Annotated in this window: 15 protein-coding genes; 1 reads left to right on the forward strand and 14 read right to left on the reverse strand. The window is 46.5% G+C overall.

The genetic code is table 11. The features are described 5' to 3' along the window. Window positions 1-59: 59 nt before the first annotated feature. From ACHZES_RS14935 to ACHZES_RS14945, 3 genes are all read right to left on the reverse strand, one after another. Window positions 60-1,724: an iron ABC transporter permease gene (locus ACHZES_RS14935; RefSeq protein WP_038284275.1), complete on the reverse strand. Its 1,665-nt coding sequence runs from the start codon at window positions 1,722-1,724 to the stop codon at window positions 60-62. Next, window positions 1,721-2,821 carry an ABC transporter ATP-binding protein gene (locus tag ACHZES_RS14940; RefSeq protein ID WP_038284276.1) on the reverse strand — a complete coding sequence of 367 codons (1,101 nt, stop codon included), beginning with the start codon at window positions 2,819-2,821 and terminating at the stop codon, window positions 1,721-1,723. The genes ACHZES_RS14935 and ACHZES_RS14940 overlap by 4 nt, the downstream gene beginning before the upstream one ends. Before the next feature lie 96 nt (window positions 2,822-2,917). Beyond that, window positions 2,918-3,967, reverse strand: a complete 1,050-nt coding sequence (locus ACHZES_RS14945; protein WP_395547296.1) for an extracellular solute-binding protein — start codon at window positions 3,965-3,967, stop codon at window positions 2,918-2,920. A 408-nt stretch (window positions 3,968-4,375) separates the two neighbouring features. On the opposite strand from ACHZES_RS14945, the gene ACHZES_RS14950 reads away from it, so the two are divergent. Further along, window positions 4,376-5,941 carry a methyl-accepting chemotaxis protein gene (locus tag ACHZES_RS14950; RefSeq protein ID WP_395547232.1) on the forward strand — a complete coding sequence of 522 codons (1,566 nt, stop codon included), beginning with the start codon at window positions 4,376-4,378 and terminating at the stop codon, window positions 5,939-5,941. A 66-nt stretch (window positions 5,942-6,007) separates the two neighbouring features. Here ACHZES_RS14950 and ACHZES_RS14955 read toward each other — a convergent pair whose 3' ends face one another. From ACHZES_RS14955 to ACHZES_RS15005, 11 genes are all read right to left on the reverse strand, one after another. Further along, entirely contained in the window at window positions 6,008-6,292 is a 285-nt protein-coding gene (locus ACHZES_RS14955) for a helix-turn-helix transcriptional regulator (RefSeq protein ID WP_038284278.1), read from the reverse strand. Next, window positions 6,255-6,869, reverse strand: coding sequence for a 4Fe-4S binding protein (locus ACHZES_RS14960; protein ID WP_395547231.1), 615 nt, complete (start codon window positions 6,867-6,869; stop codon window positions 6,255-6,257). Before ACHZES_RS14960 ends, ACHZES_RS14955 begins: the two co-directional genes overlap by 38 nt. Continuing rightward, complete coding sequence (locus ACHZES_RS14965) at window positions 6,866-7,072, reverse strand: 4Fe-4S dicluster domain-containing protein (RefSeq protein WP_038284280.1); 207 nt, start codon at window positions 7,070-7,072, stop codon at window positions 6,866-6,868. The genes ACHZES_RS14960 and ACHZES_RS14965 overlap by 4 nt, the downstream gene beginning before the upstream one ends. Before the next feature lie 156 nt (window positions 7,073-7,228). Next, on the reverse strand, window positions 7,229-7,966 hold the full coding sequence (locus ACHZES_RS14970) for an ABC transporter permease (RefSeq protein ID WP_395547230.1): 738 nt from the start codon (window positions 7,964-7,966) through the stop codon (window positions 7,229-7,231). Continuing rightward, the gene (locus tag ACHZES_RS14975; protein ID WP_395547229.1) at window positions 7,963-8,700 is read right to left on the reverse strand and encodes an ABC transporter ATP-binding protein; all 738 of its coding nucleotides are present in this window, start codon (window positions 8,698-8,700) and stop codon (window positions 7,963-7,965) included. Before ACHZES_RS14975 ends, ACHZES_RS14970 begins: the two co-directional genes overlap by 4 nt. A 26-nt stretch (window positions 8,701-8,726) precedes the next feature. Continuing rightward, entirely contained in the window at window positions 8,727-9,701 is a 975-nt protein-coding gene (locus ACHZES_RS14980) for an ABC transporter substrate-binding protein (RefSeq protein WP_395547228.1), read from the reverse strand. A gap of 35 nt (window positions 9,702-9,736) precedes the next feature. Next, window positions 9,737-10,321 (reverse strand): UbiX family flavin prenyltransferase, encoded by a 585-nt coding sequence (locus tag ACHZES_RS14985; protein ID WP_404820239.1) that lies wholly within the window; start codon window positions 10,319-10,321, stop codon window positions 9,737-9,739. A 27-nt stretch (window positions 10,322-10,348) separates the two neighbouring features. After that, window positions 10,349-11,227, reverse strand: coding sequence for a 4-hydroxybenzoate octaprenyltransferase (locus ACHZES_RS14990; RefSeq protein ID WP_395547225.1), 879 nt, complete (start codon window positions 11,225-11,227; stop codon window positions 10,349-10,351). Further along, window positions 11,196-12,926, reverse strand: a complete 1,731-nt coding sequence (locus ACHZES_RS14995) for a menaquinone biosynthesis decarboxylase (RefSeq protein WP_395547224.1) — start codon at window positions 12,924-12,926, stop codon at window positions 11,196-11,198. Before ACHZES_RS14995 ends, ACHZES_RS14990 begins: the two co-directional genes overlap by 32 nt. A gap of 8 nt (window positions 12,927-12,934) precedes the next feature. Continuing rightward, on the reverse strand, window positions 12,935-14,008 hold the full coding sequence (locus ACHZES_RS15000; RefSeq protein ID WP_154526226.1) for an FAD:protein FMN transferase: 1,074 nt from the start codon (window positions 14,006-14,008) through the stop codon (window positions 12,935-12,937). After that, window positions 13,998-15,113: a hypothetical protein gene (locus tag ACHZES_RS15005; protein WP_038285213.1), complete on the reverse strand. Its 1,116-nt coding sequence runs from the start codon at window positions 15,111-15,113 to the stop codon at window positions 13,998-14,000. Before ACHZES_RS15005 ends, ACHZES_RS15000 begins: the two co-directional genes overlap by 11 nt. Between the last annotated feature and the right edge of the window lie 5 nt (window positions 15,114-15,118).

Consider the following 15,118-nt stretch of genomic DNA (forward strand, 5'->3'; position numbering starts at 1 on the left):
TATGTGCAAGCACAACGAAAATCTTTTCATGACTTATTTCGCACTGCTCATTGCTTGCGCTATATGCTTATATCATTACTCCCCGTTAGTTTGAAAAACAGAAGCAGTGATAAAATACTGGTCAGGGTTAAGATAGTAGAGTAGGCAGCGGCATTGCCGAAGTTGCTTCTAATAACTTCCGCATAAATAGCTACGGTCAGTGTCTGAGTCTTACTGGTGTAGAGGATGATAGATGAGCTCAGTTCACTGATTAAAGTGATCCAGCTCATAATGGCACCGGATAGTACACCAGACATCATCATGGGAACTGTGATTTTGGCAAATGACTTTGTCTCTGAACAGCCCAGACTGATGGCAGCCTCCTCCACACTGGGGCTGATCTGACCGATTATGGCTGTACTGGAACGGATGGTGTAGGGCATACGCCGGATGGACAGTGAGATGATGATAATGAGGGCGGTTCCGCTAAGGAGAAAGGGTTTTGTGTTAAAGGCATATAAAAATGAGATACCCAGTACAGAGCCTGGTATGATGTATGGGAACATGGTGACCGTATCTAGGATATTAGTCAAAATTGATTTTTTTCGGACAGTTAAGTACGAGATTAAAATTCCCAGCACCACTACGACAGCGATGGCACACAACCCAAATAAATAAGTGTTAAAAATGGCGCCGTTGTTATTCTTTGAAAACAGCGTGTTTCGGTAGTTATCAAGTGAGAAACCGCCGGTGTATACGCTTCCTCCGCCGGTAGCCAGGAAGGAAGTGAAGATAACGGTTAGCTGCGGAAGGATTGCCACGAGGACAACCAGGTATACAAACAAATGGGATAATACATTCTTAAGACCAGTGCATTTCTCTGCTTCCATAGGTTTCAGTGCGGTCATGGAATAGGTATAGCGGTTTCCAAGATAGCGCTGGAAGAAGAATAACAGCAGGGTGATACCGATGATAATGACGCAGAGTGCAGCAGCAAAATGGTCATCGGTGCTGACCTCGCCCATAAATTGACTGTACATTAAAACTGGAAATGTTTTATAACCTTCACCGATTAACATTGGGGTACCAAAATCGGAGAACACTCTCATAAATACCAGCAGGGAGCTGGCAAGCATGGTGGGCATGACCAGAGGCACGATCACTTGAAGAACTCTCTGCATGGCACTGCACCCAAGGCTTTCTGCGGCTTCATTTAAGGAATTATCCAGATTTTTTAAAGCTCCTGAGATATACATATAAACCAGTGGAAAGGATTGCAGAGAGAAGACCAGGACAATTCCTGCAAATCCATATATGCCGTTTAACTTCACATGAAACAGATTGTTTAAGATCTTGGTGATAAAGCCATTGCGCCCCAGCAACTGGATCCAGGCATAAGCTCCGATAAATGGCGGAGAAAGATAGGACATAACGATGAGAATATTTAAATACTTACTTCCTCTGATTCGTACGCTTCTTAAAACATAAGCCATAACCAGTCCCAGAACAGCCGCCAGCAGGGTGGAAACGATGGTGACTTTGAAACTGTTTATCAGGGTGTTCCAATAATATTTTCTGGCAAAGAATTTACCAAAATATGCAAGACTGAAGGAACCATCCTCGGATAGCACGCTCTTATATAAGATCAGAACTAAGGGGTAGACTACAAAGATAAGAAAGAGACCGAGAATCCCCAGTGCCATAGCTACCCAGATATTGAACTTCTTTTCGCCGGCATATCTCATACCTGATCCCTCCTGACTACAAGATTTCTATTGCCGTCTTCGGTATATACGTTGATCTTTTGAGGCTGCACGGCAAGACGGATATTAGAGCCATCCGGGATGATATCCCAAATATCGGAATTTTGGATGACTTCAATCTCCTGACCGTTTGCCAGGGTAACAAAATAATGGGTGGTAATACCAAGAAACACACTGCTTTTTACTGTCGCAGGGATGCCGTCGCCGTCTGCCTGGTTGATAATAAATTCTTCGGGACGAATGGATACCTTAATATTTTGCCCGTCTTTCACATCCTGGCTTACATGCTCCATGGGTACGGAATAATCCTGAATCTGAATGGAAGTCTCACCGTTTTTAACCAATGCTATACCGGATAAGATATTGGATAAGCCGATAAAGGTGGATACAAACAGGTTAGCGGGGCGCTGATAGATATTTTTAGGCGTATCGATCTGTTGGATTACCCCCCCGTTCATGACAGCGATCCGGTCTGATACTGCCAAAGCCTCCTCCTGGTCATGAGTAACATAAACGGTGGTAATGCCTATTTGCTGCTGAATCCGTTTAATAGCATTTCTCATCTCCACACGAAGCTTTGCATCCAGGTTTGACAGTGGCTCATCCATTAAGAGAACTTCAGGATGGATGACGATAGCCCGAGCTAAGGCGACACGCTGCTGCTGGCCGCCTGAGAGTTTGGCTGGCATACGATTTTTTAAATGGTCGATTTTTACTATTTTTAAGATTTCATCCACCTGAGCCTCGATTTGCGATGCTGGTACTTTTCTGTTTTTCAGTCCGAACGCCACATTATCTTTGACTGACATGTGGGGGAAAATGGCATAGTTCTGGAAAACCATACCCATGTTTCGTTTGTTGGTGGGGATATTGTTGATTACTTTCTGGTCTACCTTGATTTCACCGCCCTCGATGCTGTTAAAGCCGATGATCATTCGAAGCAGGGTTGTCTTGCCGCAGCCGGATGGTCCCAGAAGGGTGAAGAACTCTCCAGGCTTGATATCCAGGGATAATCCATTGATAATGGTATCCTTTCCAAATCGTTTTACTGCGTTTTCTATACTGATTGCTACTCCCATAGTTCCTCTCTCCTAACGTAATCCGTATTTTTCGGTACAAAAAGACTGCCCCTGACTGAGTCTCAGGCAGTCTTTTGTTTGGATCGATGCAGCTTGTTAATCCATGGATGTTTCCATGTGCTCACTGAACAGATTGGTGATTTCTAATTTGTGTTCTGCCACCCATCCTTCATCGTAGTTATCAAATAATTTAATCTCGCTTTGAGGTTTCATATAATCTGCCAGAGTGGCGTCTTTTCTCAGCGGTCTTACGGTCAGTGTGGAACCGACGGCATTCTGAATCTTTTCAGACAGCATGTAATCTACAAATTTCTTTGCATTTTCCGGATGCTTGCAGTCTTTTAGTATCTGTACGGATTCACCGGGGAAGATGGCTCCTTCTACCGGGAATACAACTTCTACTGCGGCACCTTCCTTAACATAGTTGGCAGCAGGATCTTCCCAGGTTAAGCCAACCACATATTCCCCTTCAGCCACGCCTTTATATACCTGGCTGGAGCTGTTGCACATCTTGCCGTCTAAATTGGCGATGAACTTATCTACATAGGCCCATGCTTCGTCTGAAAGAGGATCGCCGTCTTTGCCCATGCCGTAAAGCATAGCCAGCAATGACTGGAATGCGGAGCTGGAGTTCACAGGATCACCAAATGCGATTTTCCCTTTTAATTCCGGATTTAATAAATCTTCGAATCCATCGATCTTCATATCACCTTTTAAGTCTTTGTTTACGATCATAACGGTAGGATCTGCAAATGCAGGTGTAAAATAACCGGTGGTATTTTTGAACGCATCGATCATGCTGCCATCTTCGGGTGATACATATTCCATAAACAGATCTTTGGATGCGGATAACATGGTCTGGTCAGCGACCCAGAAGATATCGCCAAGGGGATTGGCCTTTTCTGACTGAGCTCTCTTTAATAGCTCTCCGGTGCCGGCGACAACCACCTCGACTTTAATGCCTGTGTCTTTTTCAAATTCTGGAATCACGGCATTATTTAAGGATTCGCCGCGGGCGGTATAGACGACTAAAACCGGATCTTCTCCCCCTGGTGTCTGAGCGGCAGCTTCGGTTTTTCCGGGATCTGCCGTTGTGTTATTGTCTGTCTGTTTCCCGGAGCTGCAGCCGGTGGCTGCCAGTGCCATGGCTAATAAGACTGCTGAAATTTTAACTGTTTTCTTCATGTGATGCTCTCCTCCCTATTGATGTTTCACTGGTTTATCTGATAGTTATATTTTAGCTGTGGGGGGGTAAAATGTAAATCCGACAATATCACACAAAGGTGTAAAATACACAACATATGTAGGCTTGTTGGTAATAATATGCCCGCTTTATAACGGTTCGCAATATGCCCTGCAATGTCAGGCACCGCTGATTCCTGTATCGCCTCTATAAAAGCAAAAATATCTGGAAGAATTGATTGACTTGCTCTATTTTTTAAAGTAAGATATCTCCATAATTGACAGAATATGACAAATTCTTTAAACCCAAAAGAGTGTCATTTTATTGTCTGATAAAATACGCATTCACAAATTCTTAAAGGAGATAAAAACGTGAGCATTAAGAAACTGATATACAACACAATGGCCTGCCTCGCTCTACTAAGCATTTTAAGCACTGGCCTGATGTTTCTGTTTTTGGATCAAAACCAAAGCAACGGAAAGATTGTAAATTATTGCGGTGTTGTCAGAGGTGCAACACAGCGCATTATGAAGCTGCATTTGCTTGATCAGCCGGTGGATGATCAGATCGCCAAGGTAGAGAAGGCCATGGATGGAATTATCGCAGGCGACATAGAACTTGGGCTGCCGGTGCCAAGAGACAAAGAACTGGTTACACAGATGCAGGAGATTCGTACATATTGGAAAGAGCAAATCCTGCCTCTTTTAAACGATGGACAGAATGAAAAGCTGTTGGAGAACAGTGAGGAGCTTTTTAACAAAAGCAATGCCGCTGTTTCCCAGGCTGAAAAGTACTCTGCCCAGGGAATTACAAAGCTTAAGGCGATAAGTGCTATTACCCTGGTAATCAATCTGATCTCCATTTATTTTATTCTGATGATTATACGCAGAAAGATCCTGATTCCGGTAAAAACCCTGGAAAATGGAATGGAGCGCCTGTCACAGGGAGATTTACAGAGTGAGATTGATTATAACTCAAAGAATGAACTGGGGATGCTGGCAAATAGCATGAGGACGTCCATTAACACGCTGTCCGATTATATTTCCCGCATTGGAAATTCCATGAAGCAGATGGAACAGGGGAATTTTGACCTGCCATCCCAGCAGTATATTGGAGATTTCATCAATATCGGGCAATCCATTGAAAAATTTTCCGAACAGATATCAGAGACCCTGGGTCAGCTGCATGAGACCTCTGAACAGGTGTCATCAGGTGCAGACCATGTTGCGGCAAGTTCTCAGCTTCTGGCTGTGGGAGCGGCAGAGCAGAACGGCGCAATTGATAATTTATCTCATGCTGTGGAAACGATTGTAACAAAAATAGACTATACAAAGGAAAATGCCAGTATTTTTAACACAAAGGCACAAACAATGGGTGTGAGCCTTGATGAGAGTGAGCAGCAAATGCGGCTCCTGCTTCAGGCAATGGAGGATATTCAGAGAAATTCAGAGGAAATTATAAAAATTAATAAAACCATTGAGGACATTGCATTCCAAACCAATATTCTGGCATTAAATGCAGCCGTAGAAGCAGCGAGAGCAGGTGACGCCGGAAAGGGCTTTGCCGTGGTGGCAGACGAAGTCAGGAATCTGGCGGCAAAGAGTGCGCTGGCAGCAAAAAATACATCAGAGCTCATTGACGTATCTGTCAGATCGGTTGAAGCCGGCAAAGATCTGACGGATTCCATGGCCGGAATACTAAACACTGTTTTAATGGATGCCAGGGAGATAGCAGCAGGTATCGGGGAGATCCAGTCGGCCTCGAAAGAGCAGAGCCTTTCTGTTTCACACATTACCGACAGCATGGATAAGATTTCCGCTGTGGTTCAATCCAACTCAGCAACCGCTCAGGAGAGCGCCGCTGCAAGCGAAGAGCTGTCTGCGCAGGCAAAGGTACTCAGCGGTCTGGCAAATCAGTTTACTTTAAAGAGAATGTAAATACAAATAAAACCGTCCTGCTGACTGGAAAATCAGCAGAACGGTTTTTTATTGGAATTACTTCTATTATTCGCTGCAATAATGCTCTTTAATTGAACCGATCAGGGGGATTACACGCTGATCCTGAATTCTGTAAACAACATTCATACCCAGCTTTTCGGAAGCCAGAATTCCAGATGTTTTCAATTGGTTCAAATGCTGTGAGAGCGCAGATGCTGTAATGTTTGGAGTAAATTTGTGGATTTCTCCTACCGTAAGCGGCCCTTGTATCAGTGCACAAAGGACCAGCAGACGATGTTCATTAGCCAGTATTTTAAGCAGCTCCGCTATCTTTTTCGCTTGTTCTTCCACAGTTGGAACACTCCTTTCTTTGTTTGAGTTGGCAAATTCCCTGAGTCATTGTCCCCATAGGACAGTATACACACCAGGAGCGGGGACGAAACAGAACCATGGTAACAAGGCCCAGCACGGTGGAGGTCAGCATCACCCCGAAAAAACCAAAGGCATACTGTGCGATCCAGGGGGCCGCCATACTGACATTGGCCCATTGCCAGGGAAGCTTAAACATCCACAGGAGAGTTACCGTTTCCCGCAGCGGAGCACCGCGAAAGACCTTATAGGTGTTAATAAGCATAAGGCTGAACATGGTCATAAAAAAGGCCAGAAATCCGTACCGGAACCAGCGGCTGCGCAGAAATTTAGGCGGCTGCGCATTGCGGGAAAGCTTCAGCCTACTTCCAAGTATACCAAGCAGCTGGCCGCGCCCGCAAAAACGATTGCAATATGTTTTGTTTCCGCCGAAGACAGCAATTAACAGGGGGATCACAAAAAACAGCATTCCCAGCCATGCAAAAAGGATATTAAACAGGCCTAGCACTAAATAAAGCAGCTCGGCGACCCAGAGAAAATCATACCATTTCTTTTTCATACCGCTGTCCTCCGGTCCGCAATGGTAATGACGGCAGCAGGGCATATTCTGGAGCATTTGCCGCATCCGATACACATTTCACCGTCAATGAGGGCGATAACCCCTGAATCAATTCTGATGGCTCCTTTGGGGCAGTTTGTTACACAGCATCCGCAGGCTACGCATTCCCTGCCTACGCGGGCGATCTTGGTTGCTTTGTTCATAGATACCTCCGTAAATAAGTAATTAAGATATTGCTAATATACTTCATTTCCTTGTATTTGTCAAGGAGATATCCTGGCGTAGAGCAGAGTAATAAAAAAGCCACAGGATATGGCAATACCCTGCGGCAAATTTCAGAAGCTTTATGGTTTAGGCGGTTACCTCGTACCCTTACACATCGCCCACTGAATTCCATCTAAGATCCAGAATAATGCTGCGCCTACCACCGACATGATGACAATGCCGCCATACATCTGAATATAGTTAATCCTGGACCATGCGTCCAGAATATAGTAGCCCATTCCCCAGCGGGTTCCATAGGCTTCTACAATTAAAAGGATGGCTAAGGATGTTCCTGTACCGATCCGTATGCTGGTGAACAGCTCCGGCAATACCGCAGGCAGGGTGATATCCTTTAAAATACTTTTTTTATGAGCGCCTGCGCTTTTTGCCACATAATAAATTCCCTGATCAATATGCTCCGCTGCATCGCGGACAGCTACAATGATCTGGAATACCGTGGTAAGGACAATGATGAGGATTTTAGAGCCATTGCCAAGCCCTAAAAGAAGCATACAGACCGGAAGCAGCGCTGTTTTGGGAACTGGGTAGGAAAAGTACACCAGTGGGTGAAGTATGCGGTTTGCAATGGCAGAGGAGGCCATGAAAATCCCAACAGGAATACCGATGAGGAGGGCAATGGAGAGGCCTGCCGCCACACGGCCTAAGCTGGCTCCTATATGAAGCCAAAGCCTACCATTTACCATGTGACTGTATTTACCATATACTGTCAGAGGTCCCGGAAGCACCGGAGTGGACAAAAAGGCGGCCAGAAGGAACCAGAATAGATTGACAAGCAAAAAACCTTTTATAAAGACCCACAATTTTTTTCTCATATCTCATCCGCCTTTATGATATTCTCCGTAATCTGCTGTTCTAGCGACCGATAGGCTGCTTCTTTGGGACTCTTCACGCCTTGCCATGGGTTTTCATTTAAAAAGCTGAAGTGGCCGCCTCGTTTCATAACTGCAATTTTATGGGCAAGGTAAAGGGCGTCTTCCACCCGATGGGTGACAATGATTGTGGTGGGCTTTTTTTCCTTCCAGACCCGCAGAAACAGCTCCCTTGCCGCTAGGGCTGCCGCAATATCCAGAGCAGCGAAAGGTTCATCCATCAAAAGCAGTTCCGGATTCATCAGAAACGCCCTTGCGAGAGCCACACGCTGCGCCTGGCCCCCGCTTAACGTGCCCGGATAACGCTCTAAAAGCCCGTCAATCCCCAATTCTTTACACAGGCTTGTTAGCCGTGCTTCCATGTTACTGGTATTATCCCGGATTTTGGCCGTAAACAGGCAGTTTTCTTTTACTGTCTTCCATGGCAGCAGACCGTAGTTCTGGGGGATCAACCCGATCGAGCACGTTTTGGGGTTGAGTCCGGTTCCGTCTAAGGTGATGGATCCCGCATAAGGCAGAATGCCAGCCAGGGCGTGAACCAAGGTGGATTTTCCGCAGCCGGAGGGACCTGCGACAGCCAGAACCGTTCCGGTTTCCAGCTGCCAGGACATCTGGTCAATTACCCTATGTGTCCCGCCTTTTCCATATGTCACAGAGATATCTTTCAGTTCCAGCATCTGGCTCCCTCCGTTCTTCTTTTGTTTTATTTCAATTCACCGTTTAGCTGCTCAGGCTTTAAATCCGGGCTGCATAATCCCTTCTTTGCTGCCCATTCCACAGCAGCCTGTAAGTCGGCAGCCTTTGGCAGTTCATTTTTCCGGTATACAGGCAGCTCAATATTTCCGGTGAGTTCCTCAGGATAGCCAGCCGCCTTAATAACCGTTGCTTCGTACTCTGTCAGCGGCGTGTTATTAAGATAATCAACGGCTTCATCGTATGCCTGATACATCTTTTTAATCGGATCGGACTTTTCGTCAATGGCTTTCTTTGTAAATGCAGATACAGCAGGATACAGTCCATCGGTATTGGCGCTTCCAAGGATTACTGCGCCATCCTTAATTGCCAGGGTGGAGAATGGCTCCGGCAGAAGGACCAGATCGATCTTACCGTTTCGAAGCATTTCAAGCCTGTCAGGGATCCGCGGTACCACCTGCTTATCTAAATAGGTATCATCTAAACCGGCATTACTCAAAATATAATCCAGAGAATACTCGATTAAGGTGTTTTCTGAGATTGCAATGCTTTTTCCCGCTGCGTTCTCCAGGGATGTGATTCCTGTATCCTTTCCTGCGAGAAGGACATAATCTCCGTCCGTGCATCCGGTGGCTTTTACGTCCAGCCCTGCATTCTGATACATGCAAAGGCCGATGAAGTCAGTAAATACTCCGTCTAATTTCCCTGCCTGAAGAGCCGCATCACGGTCCTTTGCAGAAGAGAATACCTGCATGTCCAGCTGGAAACCATACTTTTTGTCAAGCCCCTGTTCTGTTATGATTGTAAGAGGTACGATATCGGAAGAATACATGACTCCCAAATGAACGGTGGTATCAACCGGAGTCTTTGCCTTACCGGCACATCCTCCCAGGATAACCGCCGCTGCACAGCCAAACAATGCCGTAAGAATTCCTGTGCGGCTTAATAAATAATGTTTCTTAGGATTTTTTTCTGATTTTTTCATATACTCTCCTTTGGTTTATATATTCCCTTTATTTCTTATTCTTCTTCTTTCCACCTGGCGTACCGGTGGTTTTCCACTCCCAGGCAATCAAGTACCCGGCCGGCCATAAAGTCCGCTATATCATCAAGGCTTTTTGGCTTTTGGTAGAAGGCCGGCATAGCGGGAACGATAAATGCCCCGCACTCTGCCAGAGTCAGCATATTTTTCAAATGAATCTGGGACAGGGGCGTCTCCCTTGGCATTAACACCAGAGGACGCCTTTGCTTTAGCGCCACATCGGCGGCCCGAGTCATTAAATCCGGTGTAATTCCTGCCGCAATGTGGGCCAGCTTTGACATGGAGCATGGTGCGATGATCATACCGTCCGTCAGATGGGATCCGCTGGCAGCAGCGGAAAACAGATCGTTGTTATCTTCCAGGATAAGCTGACCGGTAAAACGATTCTTAAAATCATCGATCCATTCTCTTGCCTCTCGACCGGTTTCGTAGGCCACGACCTTTTCTCCTGTTCCGGTCAGGATGAGCCGTACCCTGGCTCCGCCTTCAAGCAGGGCTTCTACGATCCGTAGAGCGTAAATGCTGCCGCTGGCGCCTGTTATTCCAACTACATATTGTTTCATAGTCTGCTTCATTCCCTTTCCATTGCTTTATAAGTATACATCCAGAGTTCCGAAGACCAAAAGCACGATGCTGGTGATCTGGCTGATGCTGTATGACGCAATATTGACATTCTCCAGACGATCCGGTGATACCAGCCGATGTTGAATTACCATGAGGACTGCGATGATTCCCAGGCCAATTCCGTAAAGCAAACCAAACTGGGGATAGAGCAGTACCCCGGAAATACACAGGCAAATCAGTGCGGCACAATGGAACAGAGTACTGATCCATAATCCGCCTTTCACGCCAAATTGCACCGGAATGGAGTGAAGGCCGTTTGCCTTATCAAATTCATAATCCTGAGAGCCGTAAATAATATCAAATCCTGCAGTCCAAAGGCAGTTGGCAGCGCCAAAGAAAAGCGGTATCAGGGAAAACTTCCCCGTTACCGCCAGCCAGGCTCCAACGGGTGCACAGGCGCATGTAATGCCCAGAACCAGATGGCAGGTCCAAGTGAATCTTTTCGTGTAAGAGTAGATAGTCATCAAAAACAGAGCCAGGGGAGACAGGATAAGGCATAGCAGGTTTAAACGGGAGGCGCTGAACACCATGACCAGAAAGCAGACTGCCACCAGGATCAAAGTTTCATTTTTTCCTATCTGTCCCTTGGGAATCTGGCGGCTTGCTGTTCTGGGGTTTTTTGCGTCGATCCTGGCATCCACCACCCGGTTTAAGGCATTGGCACCTGTTCTGGCGCTTAAAAAGGCGAGTGCAGCCCAGAATACCACCTTAGGGTCCGGCCGTCCGCCGGAAACAGCAAGCAAGGATACTACGGCAAAGGCCAGGGAAAAGATGGTATGGCTGAACATGACCAGCTTCCCGTATTCATTTAATTTATTTATTATTTTTCCAATGATCGATCCCATAAGCACTCCATTTCGCTGATACCTTTTTTTTGATTTCATCCGCCATTACGATATCTTCCGGCCAGGGACGGGAAAGTCCTTCTTCCAGACGCTTTCTTGTAGCATCGAAAGCCGCCCGCCTGCCATCCGTAAACATATCTCTGGTGACGTCTATATTATTGAAGACCCGCCACATGACTGTGGAATGATCCGTCGGATCTACATCCTCGTCTACAACTAAAATGAGGGAAGCCTTTTTTTCTTCCAGCATGGCAAGGGCTTTTTGTCTGCCGCCCCAGGGCTGTTTCTTGCGGATTGGTACGATTTCAAGCGCACCTTCCGTAAAGGCATCTTTTCCTCTGCTGGTGGCATCTATGCCAAGCCTCCCGCCATACAAAGGATAATCAGAAGAGTGATCAAGGGCATCTAATGGCCCTTTGCTGACCACAAAATCTTCTTCTGGATGAGCATAGCGCAGGACTTCCTGCCAGACAGCTGACGCATCACTTGGATCTATGGTTTCATCGACTGCCACAATCATCTTTGCAGTTCTCATCTGTCCCATGCCCCATATAGCGTTCATAACGGTTCTGGCGGCGCCTGGATAGGATGACTTCACTGATACTACGGCGCAGTTATGGAAGACTCCCTCAAAGGGCAAATGGATATCCCGCAGTTCGGGAATCGCTGTTTTTAATACGGGAAGGAAAATGCGTTCCGTAGCTTTTGCCATATAGCAGTCTTCCATGGGAGGTTTCCCCACTACTGTGGCAGGATAGACCGGATGTTTTTTGTGGGTAATCGTGGTGATATGAAATTTGGGATACCAGTCTGCCAGGGAATAATATCCGGTATGGTCTCCGAAAGGTCCTTCCCAAACCAGCTCTTCCTGTGGATCCACATAGCCTTCCAGGACAAATTCCGCATCCTCCGGCACGTAGAGATCGTTGGTAATGCATTTCACCATTTTTACCGGCCTTTTTCTTAAGAATCCGGCCAGCATCATCTCGTCCAGCTTCGGCGGAAGAGGAGCTGTGGAAGCATAAGTCACAGCCGGGTCGCATCCAAGTGCAACGGATACGGGCATGGGACAGCCTTTCTTCCGGTATGCTTCGTAAATACCGGCCCCGTCCTTGTGTTTCTGCCAGTGCATGGCCGTCGTTTTAGAATCCAGCACCTGCATCCGGTACATGCCTATGTTTTGAAGCTTTGTATCGGGATATTTAGTAAAGACAAGGGGAAGTGTAAAGAAACGGCCTCCGTCAAGAGGCCAGCAATGCAGAACCGGCAGCTGCCCCAAGTCTGGCTCTCTCTCTATTACCTGCTGGCAGTCGGGCCTTTTAACATGAAACCGGCTCTTTAGAGGAAAGCAGCACAACAGGCGCAGCAGCTTTGGTGCAAAGGAGATCAGCTTTGAAAACGATGAGTAATTCCCGAAATCCAGGTAGGCACCTATGTCCGTTGCGATATCATCTAAGCTTTCCGCGCCTAGAGAAAGGGCCATCCGCTTGTCGGTGCCAAAGGCGTTCATCAGCACCGGATAGGGAGAGCCCTCTACATGTTCAAACAGAAGCGCTTTGCCGTTGGTACTTTCTGCCTTGCAGACCCTGTCTGTAATCTCTGTTATTTCCAGGAGAGGGGATACTTTCTCCGTCACACGGATCAGTTCCCCTCTCTCTTCCAATTTATGAATAAAACCCTGTAGTCCTCGGTATGACATATGGCCTCCTAACGGTCATGATTGCGGTACGCTTCGTAGCCGCTGCTGGTTTTGATGGTGCTATCCGGCAGAACCCACATTGCTTCTACACCCTTCATATCCTCAATCATAGCCAGTCCCTTTTCATAGGACATATTAAATATAGCGGTAGACAGCGCATCAGCCCAACCGGAATCTCTGCATACAATGGAGACCGCCCGGAAGTATGCTGCAGGCATTAGGGTGACAGGGTCAATAATATGGTGATATCTCACCCCATCCACGATGTAATACCTTTCATAATCGCCGCTGCTGACGAGCGAATAGCCGTCTAAATTCAACGTATCTATGGACTTTTTCTCACTGTCAAGATCCGGATTTTGGATATCCAGTTTCCAGGGCTTTCCATCTGCCCGGATACCGATGGCGCGGATATTGCCTCCTACACTGAGGAGAACATGATCAATTCCCTTGGCTTCCATAGACCTTGCTACCTGCTCCGTGGCGTAGCCTTTTGCAATGGCTCCTACATCGAGACTCATCTCAGGATCCTCCAGGTATACAGTGGAGGAATCTTCATCTACGATGACCTTTGAAAAATCCGTATGTAGGGCTGCCTCCTTCAGTTTATCCATAGGAGGAACTTGGGCGGTTTCAGGGGTTTCTATGCCTTTTGTGCGATAGTCGTGCCAGATGGACAGAACACTTCCCATGGCTACGTTTACTTTGCCGTCTGTTTTTTCATAGGCTTCCTCCGCCATTTTCAGCATATCAATAATCTTCTGGTCAACTTTTACGGGATTTTTACCGGCATTATCATTGATGGTCTTAATGTTATTCACGCCGTCATAATCATTGTAAATATCATATAGCTCATGGTATACTTCCAGCTCATCGTGAATGTCCGTGGCAATTTGGGTAAATTCCTCTTTATTTTTTGCATATCCTACGATCTGGGTGACGGTATCGAAGAGATTTAAGAACTCGGCATGAAACCTTTGATCCTTTTTAGCTCCTATGGCGGCGGTATAAACCGCCGCCATAGTAAGCGCTGCCAGAGATCCGGCAATTATTAAAAATTTTACTGCTTTTTTATTTTGCATTTGCTTCTGCCTTGGAGATTCCTGTCTGGAAGTCACCAATACCAACGGTTACGCTGGCTTTTAAGTCTGCATCAGTAGGAGCACCTTCGTTTTCATCAATTGCAAGACCGGTGATCTCACTTGCTGTTTTGCCAGTTGCATAAGCTGCGAAGCTAGCAGCCTGCTCATTCCATTCTTTTCCGATTGCGGAAGCTTTTTTCATGCCATAGGCTTCACCTAACTGATTTTTGGTCTTGAAATCAGCAGCTTTTAAATCGCTGGTGATCTTACCGGCAGCGTCGAAGTTTACATTAACCTGAGAAGCGTCAATCACACAGCTTGTAATCTTACCGTCTGCGCCAAAGCTAGCAATTGTGTAGGTAGAATATGCCTGAGCTACGCCAGCAGCATCTGCAGCAGCATCTTTGGACTTGCTGATACCTGTAACGATACCATAGCCCAGTTTGTCGCCTGTCTGAGCGCCTGCGCTCTTAGCATTTGCAACAGCCTGCTCAACAACATTGATAAAATCTCCGATATGAACGGTAATGGTAGCCTTTAAGTCTGCATCATCAGCAACACCATCTGCAGAAACGGCAATTCCTTTTACTTCATCAGCTGTTTTTCCGATTACATACTTTGCAAAGCCATCAGCCTGCTCGTTCCACTCTTTGCTGATACCGGAAGCTTTTTTCATACCATACTTTTCTCCCAGCTCATTCTTGGATTCCACAACGGTTCCAAGATCTGTAAGCAGTTTTCCTTCTTTGGAGAAGTTCACTTTGGTCTGAACGGAATCGATTTTACAGTCTACAATCTTACCGCTGCCATCTACTAATACGGCTGCGAACATGGTATCAACTTCTGCAAGACCATCTTTTTCGCCGGCATCTGTGGATTTGCCGATAGAAGAAATTGCTGCATAACCGGTAGAGAGCGCGCCGCCTGCTGCTTCTGTCTTTGCAGCTTCTGTGGTGGCCTCAGCCTGGGTGGTAGGTGCTTCTGTTGTTGCTGCCTCTGTCGGTGCTGCAGTGGTTGGAGCCTGCTTTAAATTGGATGAACATCCTGCCAGGATAGTTGCTGCCGCCATAAGACCGCAGCCTAAAGCTAAAACACGTTTTTTCATAGTAA

Source organism: Lacrimispora sanguinis (assembly GCF_044987295.1).
Taxonomy (GTDB): domain Bacteria; phylum Bacillota; class Clostridia; order Lachnospirales; family Lachnospiraceae; genus Lacrimispora; species Lacrimispora celerecrescens_B.

Bases quoted from the DNA above. Each gene is read 5' to 3' on its own strand.
- ACHZES_RS14985 (WP_404820239.1), bottom strand. From the start codon at position 10,321: ATGAAACAATATGTAGTTGGAATAACAGGCGCCAGCGGCAGCATTTAC.
- ACHZES_RS14940 (WP_038284276.1), bottom strand. From the start codon at position 2,821: ATGGGAGTAGCAATCAGTATAGAAAACGCAGTAAAACGATTTGGAAAG.
- ACHZES_RS14975 (WP_395547229.1), bottom strand. From the start codon at position 8,700: ATGCTGGAACTGAAAGATATCTCTGTGACATATGGAAAAGGCGGGACA.
- ACHZES_RS14935 (WP_038284275.1), bottom strand. From the start codon at position 1,724: ATGAGATATGCCGGCGAAAAGAAGTTCAATATCTGGGTAGCTATGGCA.
- ACHZES_RS14965 (WP_038284280.1), bottom strand. From the start codon at position 7,072: ATGAACAAAGCAACCAAGATCGCCCGCGTAGGCAGGGAATGCGTAGCC.
- ACHZES_RS14980 (WP_395547228.1), bottom strand. From the start codon at position 9,701: ATGAAAAAATCAGAAAAAAATCCTAAGAAACATTATTTATTAAGCCGC.
- ACHZES_RS14960 (WP_395547231.1), bottom strand. From the start codon at position 6,869: ATGAAAAAGAAATGGTATGATTTTCTCTGGGTCGCCGAGCTGCTTTAT.
- ACHZES_RS15005 (WP_038285213.1), bottom strand. From the start codon at position 15,113: ATGAAAAAACGTGTTTTAGCTTTAGGCTGCGGTCTTATGGCGGCAGCA.
- ACHZES_RS14995 (WP_395547224.1), bottom strand. From the start codon at position 12,926: ATGTCATACCGAGGACTACAGGGTTTTATTCATAAATTGGAAGAGAGA.
- ACHZES_RS14970 (WP_395547230.1), bottom strand. From the start codon at position 7,966: ATGAGAAAAAAATTGTGGGTCTTTATAAAAGGTTTTTTGCTTGTCAAT.
- ACHZES_RS14945 (WP_395547296.1), bottom strand. From the start codon at position 3,967: ATGGCACTGGCAGCCACCGGCTGCAGCTCCGGGAAACAGACAGACAAT.
- ACHZES_RS15000 (WP_154526226.1), bottom strand. From the start codon at position 14,008: ATGCAAAATAAAAAAGCAGTAAAATTTTTAATAATTGCCGGATCTCTG.
- ACHZES_RS14990 (WP_395547225.1), bottom strand. From the start codon at position 11,227: ATGGGATCGATCATTGGAAAAATAATAAATAAATTAAATGAATACGGG.